Raw genomic sequence first — 11844 nt, forward strand, 5'->3', positions numbered from 1 at the left:
CCCTCCCCCTCCCCCTCCCCCGTACAAAGGAGTACGCCGTGAGCAGCCGCAGTCCGGACGAGTTGCTGCGCATCGAGGGCATCCGCAAGACCTTCCCCGGCGTGGTCGCGCTCGACAGCGTCGACTTCGACCTGCGCCGGGGCGAGGTGCACGTGCTCCTCGGTGAGAACGGCGCGGGCAAGAGCACCCTCATCAAGATGCTCTCCGGCGCCTACACACCCGACGCCGGGCGGATCCTGGCCGGTGGCGAGGAGGTGCGCATCCACGGCGCGCAGGACTCCGAGCGCCTCGGGATCGCCACCATCTACCAGGAGTTCAACCTCGTCCCCGACCTGACGGTCGCCGAGAACATCTTCCTGGGGCGCCAGCCGCGCCGCCTGGGGATGATCGACCGGAAGAAGATGGACGCGGACGCCGAAGCGCTGCTGGAGCGGGTCGGCGTGAACGTGTCGCCCCGCGCCCGCGTGCGGGAACTCGGCATCGCCCGCCTCCAGATGGTGGAGATCGCCAAGGCGCTCAGCCTGGACGCGCGCGTGCTCATCATGGACGAGCCGACGGCCGTGCTCACCTCCGAGGAGGTCGAGAAGCTGTTCGCCATCGTGCGGCGGCTGCGCGAGGACGGCGTCGGGATCGTCTTCATCACCCACCACCTGGAGGAGATCGCCGCCCTCGGGGACCGGGTCACCGTGATCCGGGACGGCCGCAGTGTCGGTCAGGTGCCCGCCTCGACGCCCGAGGACGAGCTCGTACGGCTCATGGTCGGGCGGTCGATCGAGCAGCAGTACCCGCGCGAACGCACCGCCGCCGGCGAGGCGTTGCTCAAGGTGGAGGGGCTGACGCGCGACGGCGTCTTCCACGACGTCGGTTTCGAGGTGCGCGCCGGTGAGGTCGTCGGCATCGCGGGGCTCGTCGGCGCCGGCCGGACGGAGGTCGTGCGGGCCGTGTTCGGGGCGGACCCGTACGACGCGGGGTCCGTGCACGTCGCGGGCAGCCCGCTGCGCCGCCACGACGTGAACGCCGCCATGGCGGCCGGTATCGGGCTCGTGCCCGAGGACCGCAAGGGGCAGGGGCTCGTCCTCGACGCCTCCGTGGAGGAGAACCTCGGCCTGGTCACCCTCCGCTCCACCTCCCGCGCGGGGCTCGTCGACCTCAAGGGGCAGCACGAGGCGGCCGAGCGGATCGCCGGGCAGCTCGGCGTGCGGATGGCCGGTCTCGGCCAGCACGTGCGCACCCTGTCCGGCGGCAACCAGCAGAAGGTCGTCATCGGCAAGTGGCTGCTGGCGAACACCAGGGTGCTGATCCTCGACGAGCCGACGCGCGGCATCGACGTCGGCGCCAAGGTCGAGATCTACCAGCTCATCAACGAACTCACCGCCGCCGGCGCCGCCGTCCTGATGATCTCCAGCGACCTGCCCGAGGTGCTCGGCATGAGCGACCGGGTGCTGGTCATGGCCCAGGGACGCGTCGCGGGCGAGCTGCCCGCCGACCGGGCCACCCAGGACGCCGTGATGGCGCTCGCCGTAAGTACCCCTCCCAGCAACGGAACGGAGGCCTCCCGTGGCCACTGACACGCTCAAGAGCACGCCGGGCGCGCGGGGCGGCGCCACGGCCGGTCTGCGCCGGCTGCTGCTCGACAACGGCGCGCTGACCGCGCTGATCGTCCTCGTCGTCGCCATGTCGGCGCTGTCCGGGGACTTCCTGACCGCCGACAACCTGCTGAACGTCGGTGTCCAGGCCGCCGTCACCGCGATCCTCGCCTTCGGCGTCACCTTCGTCATCGTCTCCGCGGGCATCGACCTGTCCGTCGGCTCTGTCGCCGCGCTGTCGGCCACCGTGCTGGCGTGGAGCGCCACCGAGGCCGGGATGCCGGTCGTGCTGGCGGTGGTGCTGGCCGTCGCGACGGGCATCGCCTGCGGTCTGGTGAACGGTTTCCTCATCTCGTACGGGAAGCTGCCGCCGTTCATCGCGACGCTGGCCATGCTGTCGGTGGGGCGCGGTCTGTCGCTGGTCATCTCGCAGGGTTCGCCCATCGCCTTCCCCGACTCCGTCTCCCACCTGGGCGACACCCTCGGCGGGTGGCTGCCGGTACCGGTGCTCGTGATGATCCTGATGGGGCTCGTCACGGCCTTCGTCCTCGGGCGGACCTACATCGGCCGTTCCATGTACGCCATCGGCGGCAACGAGGAGGCCGCGCGGCTGTCCGGTCTGCGGGTCAAGCGGCAGAAGCTCGCCATCTACGCGTTCTCCGGGCTGTTCGCCGCCGCCGCGGGCATCGTGCTCGCCTCGCGGCTGTCCTCCGCGCAGCCGCAGGCCGCGCAGGGCTACGAGCTGGACGCCATCGCCGCCGTCGTCATCGGCGGAGCCTCGCTGGCCGGCGGCACCGGCAAGGCCTCGGGCACGCTGATCGGCGCGCTGATCCTCGCGGTGCTGCGCAACGGGCTCAACCTGCTGTCCGTCTCCGCGTTCTGGCAGCAGGTCGTCATCGGTGTGGTCATCGCGCTGGCGGTGCTGCTGGACACCCTGCGCCGCAAGGCGGGGGCGACCACGCCCGCGGCCGGGGCCGGCGGGGGCGGCAAGGGCAAGCAGGCGTTGACGTACGTGATCGCGGCGGCCGTCGCGGTGGCCGTCGTCGGCGCGACCTCGCTGCTGCACAACGGCTCCTCGGACGGGAAGACCCAGAAGATCGGGCTGTCGCTGTCGACGCTCAACAACCCGTTCTTCGTGCAGATCCGGGCGGGTGCCGAGGAGCAGGCGAAGAAGCTGGGCGTGGACCTGACGGTCACCGACGCGCAGAACGACGCCTCGCAGCAGGCCAACCAGCTGCAGAACTTCGTCAGCGGGGACCTGTCCTCGGTCATCGTCAACCCGGTGGACTCCGACGCGGCGGGCCCCTCCGTCCGCTCGGCGAACAAGGCCGACATCCCCGTCATCGCGGTGGACCGCGGCGTCAACAAGGCGGACACGGCCGCGCTGGTCGCCTCCGACAACGTCGAGGGCGGCGAACTGGGCGCCAGGGCGCTCGCCGAGAAGCTCGGCGGCAAGGGCACGATCGTCATCCTCCAGGGCCAGGCCGGCACCTCCGCCAGCCGCGAGCGCGGGGCGGGCTTCGCGGCCGGTCTCAAGGCCTACCCGGGCATCAAGGTCATCGCCAGGCAGCCCGCGGACTTCGACCGCACCAAGGGCCTGGACGTGATGACGAACCTGCTCCAGGCGCACCCCGACGTCGACGGGGTCTTCGCGGAGAACGACGAGATGGCGCTCGGCGCGATCAAGGCGCTCGGTTCCAAGGCCGGCACGTCGGTCCAGGTCGTCGGCTTCGACGGCACCCCGGACGGGCTGAAGGCGGTGCGGGGCGGCACGTTGTACGCGTCCGTGGCGCAGCAGCCGAGGGAACTGGGCAGGATCGCCGTACAGAACGCGCTCCGGGCGGCCGAGGACGAGAAGGTGGAGACGACGGTGAAGGTGCCGGTGAAGGTGGTCACCAAGGAGAACGTGGCCGGCTTCGAGGGCTGACGCGGGCGCACGGAAGCAACACGGGCGGGCGGTCACGGCGACCGCCCGCCCCTCACTCGGATTCACTCGAACCCGCTTGGACGCGCTGGGATTCACTGGAATCACCGGAATCACTGGGATTCCTTCGGATCCACCGGGATTCCTTCGGATCCACTCGGGTTCACTCGGGTTCACTCGGATCACTCGGATCGGGGAGCGATTCATGTACGACTACGACCTCCTGGTCGTGGGGTCGGCCAACGCCGACCTCGTGATCGGCGTCGAGCGGCGGCCGGGTGCCGGCGAGACGGTGCTCGGCTCCGACCTGGCCGTCCACCCGGGCGGCAAGGGGGCGAACCAGGCGGTGGCCGCCGCCCGGCTCGGCGCGCGTACGGCCCTGCTGGCCCGGGTCGGCGACGACGAGTACGGCCGGCTGCTGCTGGACTCGCAGCGGGCGGCCGGCGTCGACACGGTCGGCGTCCTGGTGGGCGGCGCCCCGACCGGCGTCGCGCTGATCACCGTCGACCCGTCCGGGGACAACAGCATCGTGGTCTCACCGGGCGCCAACGGCCGCCTGGCACCCGGCGACATCCGCCCCGCCGCGAGCCTCTTCCACGCCTCCCGCGTGGTCTCCGCGCAGTTGGAGATCCCGCTGGAGACGGTCGTGGAGGTGGTCCGGAGTCTGGCGCCGGACAGCCGCTTCGTGCTGAACCCGTCACCGCCGCGTCCGCTCCCCCCGGAGGTGCTGGCGGCCTGCGATCCGCTGATCGTCAACGAGCACGAGGCGAAGGTGATCCTCGGCGACTCCTGCGTGAGCGAGCGCCCCGAGGACTGGGCCCGCATCCTGCTGGCCAAGGGGCCGCGCTCGGTGGTCGTGACCCTGGGCGCCGAGGGCGCGCTGGTGGCGTCGGCCGCCGGGGGTGTCTCCCACGTCCCGTCCGTGAAGGTGGACGCGGTGGACACGACCGGCGCGGGCGACGCGTTCACCGCGGCGCTGGCCTGGCGGCTCGGCACGGGGGAGTCGCTCGCCGAGGCGGCGGCGTACGCGGCCCGGGTGGGCGCGGCTGCCGTCACGAAGGCGGGGGCGCAGGCGTCGTACCCGACGGCGGCGGAGGCCGAGGCGCTGTGAGCGAGGGGACCGTGCAGCAGGAAGCCGTGACGGGGGACGCCGTGACGCGGGAAGCCATGACACGGGAAGCCGTGACACGGGCAGCCATGACAGGGGAAGCCGTGACGGGGGAAGCGCTGTGAAGAAGGCCGGGATACTCAACCGCCATCTGTCCGCGGCCCTGGCCGAACTCGGCCACGGCGACGGGGTCCTGGTGTGCGATGCGGGCATGCCGATCCCGGACGGTCCGCGCGTCGTCGACCTGGCCTTCCGCGCCGGGGTGCCCTCCTTCGCGGAGGTGGTGGACGGCCTGCTCGCCGAGCTGGTGGTCGAGGGGGCGACGGCGGCGACGGAGGTCCGGGAGGCCAACGCGGAGGCCGCCGCGCTGCTCCGCGGGTACTTCCCCGCCCTGGACCTGGTCCCGCACGCACGCCTCAAGGAACTGTCCGCGGGAGCACGGCTCGTGGTCCGTACCGGGGAGGCCCGGCCGTACGCGAACGTGCTGCTGCGGTGCGGGGTCTTCTTCTGACGGCCGAGAGCGTGCCGGGAACGCTCCGAGGGGGCCCGAACGACGCCCGGGCCCCCTCGGGACTCCCCTGCCGCACGGGGCGCCGGGGCCTACTCCTCCGTCCCCGTCTCCCCCGCGTCACCCACGTGGGCCGCGAACCGTGCCGTCGTCTCGGCGAGCACCTCACGCCCGTCCCGCGCCCACAGCGCCTCGTTGAACAGCTCGACCTCGATGGCGCCGGTGTACCCGGCCGCGTCCACGTACCCCTTCCACTCCCGCATGTCGATCGCGCCGTCCCCGATCTGACCGCGGCCGTTGAGGACACCCTCGGGCAGCGGGGTCGTCCAGTCGGCGAGCTGGAAGGTGTGGATGCGCCCGCCCGCGCCGGCCCGGGCGATCTGCTGCGGCGCCCGGTCGTCCCACCAGATGTGGTACGTGTCGACCGTGACACCGACCTGGTGCGCGGGGAAGCGCTCGGCGATGTCGAGGGCCTGGGCGAGGGTGGAGACCACGCAGCGGTCGGAGGCGAACATGGGGTGCAGCGGCTCGATGGCGAGGCGGACACCGCGCTCGGCCGCGTAGGGACCGAGCACGGCGAGGGCGTCCGCGATGCGCTCACGGGCCCCGCGAAGGTCCTTGCTGTCGAAGGGGAGTCCGCCGGAGACCAGCACCAGCGTGTCCGTGCCGAGGGTGGCGGCCTCGTCGATCGCGGCGTGGTTGTCGCCCATCGCCTCGGCCCGCTCGACGGGGTCGGTCGCCGTGAGGAAGCCGCCCCGGCACAGGGTGGTGACGGTCAGGCCCGCGTCCCGCACGAGCTTGGCGGCGGCCTCCACGCCGTACTTCCGCACCGGCTCACGCCAGAGTCCGACTCCCCCGACGCCCAGCTCCCGGCAGGCGTCGACCAGTTCCGGCAGCGACAGCTGCTTCACGGTCATCTGGTTGACGGAGAAACGGGACAGCGGGTCGTTCATCGGTTCACCCCGTACAGCGCGAGCAGGTTCCTCATGCGTTCCTCGGCCAGTTCCGGGTCGGGGAAGAGCCCCAGGCCGTCGGCGAGTTCGTAGGCCCGCGCGAAGTGCGGCAGGGAGCGGGCCGACTGGAGGCCGCCGACCATCGTGAAGTGGCTCTGGTGACCCGCCAGCCAGGCCAGGAAGACCACGCCCGTCTTGTAGAAGCGGGTCGGGGCCTGGAAGAGGTGGCGGGAGAGTTCGACGGTGGGGTCGAGGAGGGCGCGGAAACCCTCCGTGTTCCCGGTGTCGAGGACGCGGACCGCCTCGGCCGCCAGCGGGCCCAGCGGGTCGAAGATGCCGAGCAGGGCGTGGCTGAAGCCCTGCTCGTCGCCGGCGATCAGCTCGGGGTAGTGGAAGTCGTCGCCGGTGTAGCAGCGCACGCCCCGCGGGAGGCGGCGGCGCAGGTCGATCTCGCGCTGGGCGTCCAGGAGGGAGACCTTGATGCCGTCGACCTTGTCGGGGTGGGCGGCGATGACCTCCAGGAAGGTGTCCGTCGCCGCGTCGAGGTCGGGTGAGCCCCAGTAGCCCTGCAGCGCCGGGTCGAACATCGGGCCGAGCCAGTGCAGGATCACCGGTTCGGCGGCCTGGCGGAGCAGGTGGCCGTAGACCTCCAGGTAGTCCTCGGGACCCTTGGCCGTCGCGGCGAGGGCGCGGGAGGCCATCAGGATGGCCTGGGCGCCCGACTCCTCGACGACGGCGAGCTGTTCCTCGTAGGCGGCGCGGACCTCGGCGGGGGTGCCGCCGGCGAGCTGGTCGGTGCCGACGCCGCAGGCGATGCGGCCGCCGACCGCCTTCGCCTCGGCGGCGGACCTGCGGATCAGTTCGGCCGCGCCCGCCCAGTCCAGGCCCATGCCGCGCTGGGCGGTGTCCATCGCCTCGGCGACGCCGAGCCCGTGGGACCACAGGTGGCGGCGGAAGGCGAGGGTGGCGTCCCAGTCGACGGCGGCGGGTCCGTCGGGGGTGGTGTCCGCGTACGGGTCGGCGACGACGTGCGCGGCCGAGAAGACCGTACGGGAGGTGAAAGCGCTTGCCGGGGCTCCCCTGGTGACGGCGAGGGGTTCGGTGCGTGGTGCGTAGGCGCGCAGGGCGCCGTTCGCGTCGGGGAGGTGGAGGGTCACAGCGCGATCTCCGGTACGTCGAGGCGGCGGCCCTCGGCGGAGGACCTCAGCCCCAGCTCGGCGAGCTGGACGCCGCGGGCGCCGGCCAGCAGGTCCCAGTGGTAGGGGGCGTCGGCGTAGACGTGGCGCAGGAACAGCTCCCACTGGGCCTTGAAGCCGTTGTCGAAGTCGCCGTTGTCCGGGACCTCCTGCCACTGGTCGCGGAAGACCTCGGTGGCGGGGATGTCCGGGTTCCAGACCGGCTTGGGGGTGGCGGAGCGGTGCTGGACGCGGCAGTTGCGCAGGCCGGCGACCGCGGAGCCCTCGGTGCCGTCGACCTGGAACTCGACGAGTTCGTCGCGGTTGACGCGGACGGCCCAGGAGGAGTTGATCTGGGCGATCGCGCCGCCGTCCAGCTCGAAGACGCCGTACGCCGCGTCGTCGGCGGTGGCGTCGTAGGGCTTGCCGTTCTCGTCCCAGCGCTGCGGGATGTGGGTGGCGGTGAGGGCCTGGACGGACTTCACGCGGCCGAACAGCTCGTGCAGCACGTACTCCCAGTGCGGGAACATGTCGACGACGATGCCGCCGCCGTCCTCGGCGCGGTAGTTCCAGGAAGGGCGCTGGGCCTCCTGCCAGTCGCCCTCGAAGACCCAGTAGCCGAACTCGCCGCGCACGGACAGGACGCGGCCGAAGAAGCCGCCGTCGATGAGGCGCTTGAGCTTGAGCAGGCCCGGGAGGAAGAGCTTGTCCTGCACGACGCCGTGCTTGATGCCGGCGTCGTGCGCGAGGCGGGCGAGTTCCAGGGCGCCGTCCAGGCCGGTCGCCGTCGGCTTCTCGGTGTAGACGTGCTTGCCCGCGGCGATCGCCTTCTTGATCGCCTCCTCGCGGGCCGAGGTCACCTGGGCGTCGAAGTAGATCTCGACGCTGTCGTCGGCGAGGACCGCGTCCACGTCCGTCGAGACGTGCTCCAGGCCGTGCCGCTCGGCGAGCGCCCTGAGCGCGTGCTCGCGGCGGCCGAGCAGGACCGGCTCCGGCCACAGCACGGTGCCGTCGCCGAGATCGAGGCCGCCCTGGTCGCGGAGGGCCAGGATGGAGCGGACGAGGTGCTGGCGGTAGCCCATGCGCCCGGTCACACCGTTCATGGCGATACGCACCGTCTTGCGTGTCACGTCATTCCCTTCGTACGAGCGATACAGCGAGTGATGCAGCGAGCGATACAGCGAGTGATGGACGAGTGATGCGGCGAGCGGTACGGCGGGCGGTACGGCGGGCCCTACAGCAAGCGCTTTCTATGTAGAACGAAGCTAGCCTGTGGACGGTGGTCCGGACAAGACCGCGATGCGGGTGAGTTGTTCGACGGAGCGAACGGCGGCGGGTGGTGGCCGTAAGGTCACCCGGGACGGCGTTCGGCACAGGCGCGATGCGGAGGACGAGGACATGACGGTGACCCTGGCGGATGTGGCGGCCCGCGCCCAGGTCTCCCCCGCGACGGTGTCGCGCGTGCTGAACGGGAACTACCCCGTGGCCGCCTCCACCCGGGACCGGGTGCTGAAGGCGGTCGACGAGCTGGACTACGTGCTCAACGGCCCCGCGAGCGCGCTGGCGGCGGCGACCTCCGACCTGGTGGGCATCCTGGTCAACGACATCGCCGACCCCTTCTTCGGCATCATGGCCGGTGCCGTCCAGTCCGAGATCGGGGGGCCGGGCGGCAGAGCGGGCGGCGAGAGACTCGCCGTGGTCTGCAACACCGGCGGCGTCCCCGAGCGCGAACTGACCTACCTCACGCTGCTGCAACGGCAGCGGGCGGCGGCCGTCGTACTGACCGGCGGGGCGATGGAGTACGGGGCGCACCAGGCGGCCGTGGCGGCGAAGCTGCGCAAGCTCGGGGAGGCCGGGACGCGGGTCGTGCTGTGCGGGCGCCCGCCGGCGCCGGACACCGGGGCGATCGCGCTGACCTTCGACAACCGCGGGGGCGGCCGGCGGCTGACCGAGCACCTGATCGGGCTCGGCCACCGGCGGCTCGGCTACATCGCGGGCCCCGAGGAGCGCACGACCACGCGCCACCGGCTGGAGGGTCACCGCGCCGCGCTCGCCGCGCACGGCATCGAGGAGGACCCCCGCTGGACGGTCCACGGCCGCTACGACCGGCAGTCCGGCTACGACGCCACGCTGGAGCTGCTGCGCCGGGACCCGGACCTGACGGCGGTCGTCGCCGCGAACGACACCGTCGCGCTGGGGGCGTGCGCGGCGCTGCGCGACTCCGGGCTGCGGATTCCGGACGACGTCTCGGTGGCCGGCTTCGACGACCTGCCGTTCAGCATCGACGCGGTGCCCGCGCTGACGACGGTCCGGCTGCCGCTCGCGGAGGCGGGGGCGCGGGCGGGGCGCATCGCGATGGGGCGGGAGGACGCGCCGCCCGGGGGGATCGCGACCGTGCGGGGGGAGTTGATGGTACGGGGGTCCTCCGGGGTTCCTCGGGGGTAGCTGCCGTCGGTTTCACGGTGCCCGGCGTTGGTGCGGGCCTCGCCGGGAGGCTGCCGTCCCCCCGCCGGGCCTCGCCGGGGGCTGCCGCCTACGGGGGCCCGGGGGTTGCCGCCTGCGGGGGCCCGGGGGGTCCCCTCGCCGGGCCTCGCCGGGGGCTGCCGCCTGCGGGGGCCCGAGGGTTGCCGCCTGCGGGGGCCCGGGGGTTGCCGCCTGCGGGGGCCCGGGGGCGTCCCCCGCCGGGCCTCGCCGGGGGCTGCCGCCCGCGGGGGCCCGAGGGTTGCCGCCTGCGGGGGCCCGGGGCGTCCCCCCGCCGGGCCTCGCCGGGGGCTGCCGCCCGCGGGGGCCCGGGGGTTGCCGCCCGCAGGGCCCCGCTTTCGGCCTGACGGCCCCGTCCTCGGACGCCGGACGGGCCGGGTGCACCGACCCGGCATCGAGTGCCGCGACGCGCTGTCGCCCGCGAGGAGGAGTGCGGTGCGGCGGGGCGGGTACGCTCCGGGGGCATGAAGCTGGCGTTCTCCACCCTCGGTGTCCCCGGCCTGCCCCTGAACGACGTCCTGGGGCTCGCGACCGCCCACGGCTACCACGGTGTCGAGTTGCGCACCCACCCCGAGGAACCGGTGCATCCAGGACTGACCCCGGACGAACGGGCCGCGGTGGCGGCCGGGTTCAAGGAGGCGGGCGTCGGGCTGCTGGGCCTGGCGGGGTACGCGCGGGTCGCCGCGCCGGGTGACGACGAGGCCGTCGTCACCGAGATCCGCACCCTGCTCGACCTGGCCCGCGACCTGGGCGCCCCGTACGTCCGGGTCTTCCCCGGCGGCGGTGACGGGCAGAGCCCCGAGGAGGCCGACGCGACGGCCGCCCGGCGGCTGGGCACGGCCGCCGAGTACGCCGCCGACCTGGGGGTGCGCATCCTGTTGGAGACCCACGACTCGCACCGCACCGGCGCCGACGCGATGCGCGTCCTCGGCCTGGTCGGGCACCGTCAGGTCGGCGCCCTGTGGGACGTGATGCACACCTGGCTGGGCGGCGAGCAGCCCGCGGACAGCTACCTGGCCCTCTCCCCGCACCTCGGCTACGTCCAGGTCAAGGACATCGCCTCCGCCGAGGACACCACTCCGCTGCCGCTGGGCGCCGGGGTACTGCCGCTCACCGAGGTGGTGGACGTCCTCTCCCGTCACGGCTGGGACGGCTGGCTGTGCTGGGAGTACGAGAAGCGGTGGTACGAGTCGGCCGCCCCGTTGCCCGAGTTGCTGGACGCGGGGCGCGAGCACCTCGCCCGGCTGCTCAGCGACGCGGCGTGAGCGGGGTGGGTGCCGGCGTGGGTGTGCGCGGGGCCGCCGCGGACCGCACCCGCCGCTCCAGCCGCTCCCGGCACCGCGGCCATTCCGCCCCCGTGATCGAGTAGATCGCGGAGTCGCGCAGCCGGCCCTCCTCGCCCGGCGCCCAGGAGCGGGACCAGTTGCGCAGGACGCCCTCCAAGCGCGCCCCGGCCGACTCGATCGCGGCGCGGGAACGTTTGTTGCGGGCGTCGGTCTTGAGGTCGACCCGGGACACGTGCCAGACCTCGAAGGCGTGGCGGAACAGGAGCAGTTTGGCCTCCGCGTTCAGGCCCGTGCCCTGGGACGAGCGGGCCAGCCAGGTGAAGCCGACCTCGATCGCGTCGAGGGCGTCGTCCGTCCGCCAGGACCGGGGTTCCCAGTAGGCGGTGGCGCCGACCGCCCGCCCGGTGGCGAGGGACACCTGGGCGTACGGCGCCAGCCGTCCCGTGGCCGCCCGCGCCAACTGGGCGTCGATGTAGGCGCCGACCTCGTCGGCCGTCGGCACCCATGTGAAGGCGTAGGTGTCGCGGTCCTCCTCGGCCGCCACCGCCAGGTCGGCCGCGTGCCGGTGGCCCAGCGGCTCCAGTCGTACCCGTGTGCCTTCCAGCACCGGGCCCCGCAGAGTGAACGTCACCGGACGGATTCTTCCGCCGGTACGGGGGGCCGTCCAGCGAATTCCGGCCCGGCCGGCGTCGCGTCCGGTGTCCGGGGCCGGCCCACGAGGAAGACGGCGGGCAGCGCGCGCACACGCCCACGCCGGGGGTGACTCCGAGTGGGCCAGGTGACGGTCCCCCCCCCCCGCGGCGGGACGAAGACGCGGGCCGGG

10 protein-coding genes are annotated in these 11844 nt (G+C 73.4%); 6 read left to right on the plus strand and 4 right to left on the minus strand.

Going from position 1 to position 11844, the window contains the following annotated elements; genetic code table 11:
- The first annotated feature begins 38 nt into the window (after window positions 1-38).
- The 4 genes from KUM32_RS23655 to rbsD all read left to right on the plus strand — a co-directional run bounded on the left by KUM32_RS23655 (window position 39) and on the right by rbsD (window position 5129).
- Complete coding sequence (locus KUM32_RS23655; protein ID WP_217143949.1) at window positions 39-1568, plus strand: sugar ABC transporter ATP-binding protein; 1530 nt, start codon at window positions 39-41, stop codon at window positions 1566-1568.
- Window positions 1558-3513: a substrate-binding domain-containing protein gene (locus KUM32_RS23660; RefSeq protein ID WP_217143950.1), complete on the plus strand. Its 1956-nt coding sequence runs from the start codon at window positions 1558-1560 to the stop codon at window positions 3511-3513. Before KUM32_RS23655 ends, KUM32_RS23660 begins: the two co-directional genes overlap by 11 nt.
- A 202-nt stretch (window positions 3514-3715) precedes the next feature.
- Window positions 3716-4621, plus strand: a complete 906-nt coding sequence (locus tag KUM32_RS23665) for a ribokinase (protein WP_217143951.1) — start codon at window positions 3716-3718, stop codon at window positions 4619-4621.
- A 118-nt stretch (window positions 4622-4739) separates the two neighbouring features.
- Window positions 4740-5129, plus strand: a complete 390-nt coding sequence (gene rbsD, locus KUM32_RS23670) for a D-ribose pyranase (RefSeq protein ID WP_217143952.1) — start codon at window positions 4740-4742, stop codon at window positions 5127-5129.
- A gap of 89 nt (window positions 5130-5218) precedes the next feature.
- On the opposite strand, the gene KUM32_RS23675 is transcribed toward rbsD, so the two are convergent.
- The 3 genes from KUM32_RS23675 to KUM32_RS23685 are packed head-to-tail and all read right to left on the minus strand — an operon-like array spanning window position 5219 to window position 8384.
- Complete coding sequence (locus KUM32_RS23675; protein WP_217143953.1) at window positions 5219-6079, minus strand: sugar phosphate isomerase/epimerase; 861 nt, start codon at window positions 6077-6079, stop codon at window positions 5219-5221.
- A complete protein-coding gene (locus KUM32_RS23680) occupies window positions 6076-7236 on the minus strand; it encodes a dihydrodipicolinate synthase family protein (RefSeq protein ID WP_217143954.1) in 1161 nt (386 codons plus the stop codon). The genes KUM32_RS23675 and KUM32_RS23680 overlap by 4 nt, the downstream gene beginning before the upstream one ends.
- On the minus strand, window positions 7233-8384 hold the full coding sequence (locus tag KUM32_RS23685) for a Gfo/Idh/MocA family protein (protein ID WP_217143955.1): 1152 nt from the start codon (window positions 8382-8384) through the stop codon (window positions 7233-7235). The genes KUM32_RS23680 and KUM32_RS23685 overlap by 4 nt, the downstream gene beginning before the upstream one ends.
- Window positions 8385-8652: 268 nt before the next feature.
- On the opposite strand from KUM32_RS23685, the gene KUM32_RS23690 reads away from it, so the two are divergent.
- Window positions 8653-9699, plus strand: a complete 1047-nt coding sequence (locus KUM32_RS23690) for a LacI family DNA-binding transcriptional regulator (protein ID WP_217143956.1) — start codon at window positions 8653-8655, stop codon at window positions 9697-9699.
- Between the two features lie 500 nt (window positions 9700-10199).
- The gene (locus tag KUM32_RS23695) at window positions 10200-11000 is read left to right on the plus strand and encodes a sugar phosphate isomerase/epimerase (RefSeq protein ID WP_217143957.1); all 801 of its coding nucleotides are present in this window, start codon (window positions 10200-10202) and stop codon (window positions 10998-11000) included.
- Here KUM32_RS23695 and KUM32_RS23700 read toward each other — a convergent pair.
- On the minus strand, window positions 10984-11652 hold the full coding sequence (locus KUM32_RS23700; RefSeq protein ID WP_217143958.1) for a GNAT family N-acetyltransferase: 669 nt from the start codon (window positions 11650-11652) through the stop codon (window positions 10984-10986). The two genes, KUM32_RS23695 and KUM32_RS23700, sit on opposite strands and share 17 nt — an antisense overlap.
- Window positions 11653-11844: the final 192 nt, after the last annotated feature.

It is taken from the genome of Streptomyces sp. AC627_RSS907 (assembly GCF_019049165.1).